Origin of the sequence: Roseomonas sp. GC11, assembly GCF_024437745.1 — a bacterium.
Lineage (GTDB): Bacteria > Pseudomonadota > Alphaproteobacteria > Acetobacterales > Acetobacteraceae > Pseudoroseomonas.
Map to the genome: position 1 here is coordinate 1 of NZ_JANFNY010000173.1, position 2,766 is coordinate 2,766.

The window sequence follows — 2,766 nt, forward strand, 5'->3', positions numbered from 1 at the left end:
CGGGAGGCCCTGGCCGGCCTGCTCGCCCAGCCGGTGGCGCCCGGCGCGCGCCTCGCCCTGCTGGCCGGGCAGGGTGCCGCCGCCGCCCCGGCGGAACCGGTGGTCTGCGCCTGCTTCTCGGTGGGCCTCGCCACGCTGCGCGCCGCCATCCTGGGCCAGGGCCTGGCCGATGTGGCGGCGATCGGCGCGGCCTTGCGCGCCGGCACCAATTGCGGTTCCTGCATCCCCGAACTGAAGGAGATCCTGCGCGATGCCCACTCCGCGGCCGCTGCCTGAGGCGTCGCACACGCTGTTTCCGGTCTTCCTCGACCTCGCCGGCCATCGCGTGCTGGTGGTGGGCGGCGGCGAGATGGCGGCGGCCAAATGCCGCCTGCTCGGCCGCACCGGGGCGGATCTCCACGCGGTGGACCCGGCGCCAGAAGAAGAAATGAACGCCCTGGCGGCGGAAGGCGCCCTCACCCTGCACCGCCGCCCCTTCGCCGCCGCCGATCTGGAAGGGGTGCGCCTCTGCTACGTCGCCCTGGAATCCGAGGAAGAGGCCGCCGCCGTGGTGGCCGAGGCGCGGGCGCGCGGCGTGCTGGTCAATGCGGTGGACCGCCGCCCGCTCTGTGACTTCGTCACCCCCGCCTTGGTGGAACGCGGCGCGCTGACCATCGCCCTCGGGACGGCGGGCGCCGCCCCGGCCCTGGCGCGCGACCTGCGCGGGCGGGTGGAAACCGCCATCCCCCCCGGCTATGGCGCCCTGGCCGATTTCTGCCGCGACTGGCGCGCCGAGGCCAGCGCCCGGCTGGAAGGCCGCGCCCTGCGCCGCCGCTTCTGGGACGCCGTGCTGGATGGCCCCGTGGCCGAGGCCGTGCTGGCCGGCGACCGCGCCGGGGCGGAGCAGCAGATGCGCGCCCTGCTGGAGCAGGCCGCCAGCACCGGCCTGCCGGTGCCGCCGGGCCAGGCGCTGCTGGTCGGCGCCGGGCCGGGCGACCCGGGCCTGCTGACGCTGAAGGGCCTGCGCGCCCTGCAACGCGCCGATGTGGTGCTCTACGACAAACTGGCCAGCCCCGCCGTGCTGGAACTGGCGCGGCGCGACGCCCGGCGCGTCGATGTCGGCAAGCGCTGCGGCCGCCACAGCATGACCCAGGCGGCGATCAACGAGCTTCTCATCCGCTGCGCGCGGGAGGGGCTGCGCGTCGTCCGGCTGAAGGGGGGCGACCCCTTCATCTTCGGCCGCGGCGGCGAGGAGCTGGAAGCCCTGCGCGAGGCCGGGCTGGAGGCCGGGGTGGTGCCGGGCATCACCGCCTCGCTGGCGGCGGCGGCGGCGCTGGGCGTGCCGCTGACGCAGCGCGGCGTGGCGCGCAGCCTGCACCTCATCACCGCCCACGGGCAGGAGGACCGCCTGCCGGACCAGGACTGGCAGGCCCTGGCCCGCGCCGGCGGCACCCTGGCCGTCTATATGGGGCTGCGCACCCTGCCCCGGCTGGTGGAACGCCTCACCGCCGCCGGCATGCCCGCCGCCACCCCGGTGCTGGCGGTGGAGAATGCCTCCCTGCCCGGCCAGCTTTCCTGGCCCGGCACGCTGGGCGGCATCGCCGGGACACTGGCCGCCGCCGCGCCCGAAGGGCCGGTGCTGCTGCTGATCGGTGCCGTCACCGCCGCCGCCCGCCGCCTGCCCACCGCCGGGGCCCTGGCCGATGCCGCGTGACCCCGCGCCGCTCCCGGCCACGGAGACCGAGGGCGGCGAGCCGGAACACCCCTTCGCCCCCTATGTCCGCACCCTGGGGCGCGGCCCCGGCCGCTCCCGCGCCCTGACGCGGGAGGAAGCGCGGGAAGCCCTGCGCATGGTGCTGCGCGGCGCGGCGGAGCCGGAGCAGATCGGCGCCTTCCTCATGCTGCTGCGCTATCGCGGCGAGGCGGTGGAGGAAATCGCCGGGCTGGTCGAGGCCGCGCGGGAAGCGGTGGGCGCCGGACCCCTCCCCCCCGGCCATCCCGGCGTGGATCTGGACTGGCCCTCCTACGGCGCCGGGCGGACACGCGGCACACCCTGGTTCCTGCTGGCGGCACTGGCCCTGGCGCGCGGCGGGCACCGCGTGCTGATGCACGGCACCAATGCCTTCACCAGCGGCATGCCCGTCATCGAGGCTCTTGCCCGCCTCGGCCTCCGCCCGGCGCGCGGCCGCGCGGAGGCACTGGCCCAGCTGGCCGAAACCGGCTTCGCCTACCTGCCGCTGCGCGCCATGAGCGCGGAACTGGACCGGCTGGTAGGGCTGCGCGCCCTGCTCGGCCTGCGCTCGCCGCTCAACACGGTGGCCCGCCTGCTCAACCCGGCCGATGCCCCGGCGGGCGTCGATGGCGTCTTCCACCCGCCCTATATCGCGCTGCATCTCGGCGTGGCGCGGCTGCTGGGCCGGCCCCGCCTGCTGGTGGTGAAGGGCGGCGGCGGCGAGGCGGAACGCAACCCGGCCAAGCCCGCCGCCGCCCATCTGCTCGCGGACGGGGGGGAGGACATGCTCCACTTCCCCGCCCTCGCCGACACAAAGCCGGGCGATATCCCCCTGGAAGACATCTGGCACGGCACGCGCCACGACCCCGCGGCGGAAGCCACCATCACCGGCACCCTGGCCCTCGCCCTGGCGGCGCGCGGCATGGCGCCGGAACGCTGCGATGCGGCGGCGCGGGATCTTTGGGAGAAGAGAAAAGGTTAAGGCCTGTTAGAGCTTGATCCAGTCTGCGGTGGCTGCGAGGCAGAGGATGCCGAGGAATGATCGGGCGGTCTTC

Annotated in this window: 3 protein-coding genes; all 3 read left to right on the forward strand. The window is 76.0% G+C overall.

Going from position 1 to position 2,766, the window contains the following annotated elements:
* A partial coding sequence (locus NON00_RS24340; protein ID WP_256025386.1) for a (2Fe-2S)-binding protein occupies positions 1-276 on the forward strand: 276 nt, incomplete at its 5' end.
* Entirely contained in the window at positions 251-1,693 is a 1,443-nt protein-coding gene (cysG, locus tag NON00_RS24345) for a siroheme synthase CysG (RefSeq protein ID WP_256025387.1), read from the forward strand. The genes NON00_RS24340 and cysG, both read left to right, overlap by 26 nt.
* Positions 1,683-2,693, forward strand: coding sequence for a glycosyl transferase family protein (locus NON00_RS24350; protein ID WP_256025388.1), 1,011 nt, complete (start codon positions 1,683-1,685; stop codon positions 2,691-2,693). The genes cysG and NON00_RS24350 overlap by 11 nt, the downstream gene beginning before the upstream one ends.
* The last annotated feature ends 73 nt before the right edge of the window (positions 2,694-2,766 follow it).

Bases quoted from the DNA above. Each gene is read 5' to 3' on its own strand.
- cysG (WP_256025387.1), top strand. From the start codon at position 251: ATGCCCACTCCGCGGCCGCTGCCTGAGGCGTCGCACACGCTGTTTCCG.
- NON00_RS24350 (WP_256025388.1), top strand. From the start codon at position 1,683: ATGCCGCGTGACCCCGCGCCGCTCCCGGCCACGGAGACCGAGGGCGGC.